Raw genomic sequence first — 1,430 nt, 5'->3', positions numbered from 1 at the left:
GGCGGGGCGGCCGGCGCGAGCGGCGAGGGCCAGGCCCGCCGCGGTGAACGCACAGGCCGCGGTGAGGGCGGCCGTGGGGTGGACGCGTCCGGAGGGCAGGGGCCGGTGCGGGCGCTCGACGGCGTCCTCCTCGCGGTCGGCCCAGTCGTTGAGGGCCATGCCCGCCTCGTAGAGGCACAGGGAGGAGCCGGCCGCCAGCAGGGTGCGGCCTCTGGGCCGGCCCGGCACCGTCGCCGCCCCGGCCAGCACGTCCCCGGGCACGGTGAACAGCGCGGGCAGGCGCAGGAGTTCGGCCCAGGCGCGCGCGGTCACGCCGCCTCCCGCAGCCGCTGCCCGAACCGCGCGAGCGCCGCGTACTGCTCGCCGAGCGCCGCGGGCCCCTCCCCCACCGGATCCTTGAAGAAGAAGCCGAGATCGGTCAGGGGGCCGCGGACGCCAACCTCGTGGGCGCGGAGGGTCAGCCGGGCCAGGTCCAGGACCAGGGGCGCCGCCAGGGCCGAGTCGCACCCCTGCCAGATGGTCTGCAGGACCATGCGGGTGCCGAGGAAGCCGTCGAAGGCGATGTGGTCCCAGGCGGTCTTCCAGTCGCCGAGCGCCGGTACGGCGTCGATGTGGACCTCGCCCTCGGGGCTGCCGCCGAGGGTGTCGGCGAGGACGCGTTCCTTGCCGGCGTTCTTGGCGGCGGCCGCCGCCGGATCGGCCAGCGCCGCGCCGTCGCCGCCGCCCAGCAGGTTGGTGCCGGACCAGGCGCGCACGTCCAGCGCGCGCTGCGCGAACATCGGCCCGAGGACCGAACGCAGCAGGGTCTGGCCGGTCTTGCCGTCCCGTCCGGCGTACGGCACACCGCTCGCCGCGGCCGCCGTGGCCAGCGCCGGGTGGTGGAGCCCGGTCGACGGGGTGAAGTTGACGTAACCGCAGCCGGCGCGCAGGGCCGCCGCCGCGTACAGCGAACTCGGCGGCAGCGCCGCGCCGTCGGCGGCCGGCTCGGTGGAGGCCACGTTCACCACGACGGCCCGCTCCAGCCGGCCACGCCGTACGAAGTCCTCGATGTCGGCGGCGAACCGCCCGATCTGGTCGTCCGGGTCGCGGGTGTCGCCCGGGGCAGGGCCGCCCGGCCGTATCTTCGCGTCGGCAGCGGCGAGTTCGGCCGCCACGGCCGCAGGGAGGCCGTGCGGGAGCACACCGTCCGCTGCCAGTTCCTCCGCGCGTTTGGGCAGCGGGCAGTCCACCGTGTCATGGCCGCCGAAGACCAGCGACGCGAGGGCCGGCAGGCCGCTGTCGGCGAACGCGGGCGTCTCGGTGACCATGCCGGTGGGCGGGTGCAGGCCCGCCGCCACGGCGGCGCAGCCGGCCACGGCGGTGGTGGCGACGGAGCCGCGGGCACCGATCAGCCACACGCCCACGCGGGCTCGGGGAAGGGACGCGGACAT

Annotated in this window: 2 protein-coding genes; both read right to left on the bottom strand. The window is 77.1% G+C overall.

The genetic code is table 11. The features are described from left to right. A partial coding sequence (locus ACWEN3_RS46555; protein WP_452984498.1) for a UbiA family prenyltransferase occupies window positions 1-312 on the bottom strand: 312 nt, incomplete at its 3' end. Beyond that, the coding region (locus ACWEN3_RS46550; protein ID WP_452984496.1) for an inositol-3-phosphate synthase at window positions 309-1,430 on the bottom strand (1,122 nt) is incomplete at its 5' end. The genes ACWEN3_RS46555 and ACWEN3_RS46550, both read right to left, overlap by 4 nt.

Source organism: Streptomyces sp. NPDC004561 (assembly GCF_053602155.1).
This window is presented reverse-complemented; position numbering and strand designations above follow the sequence as displayed.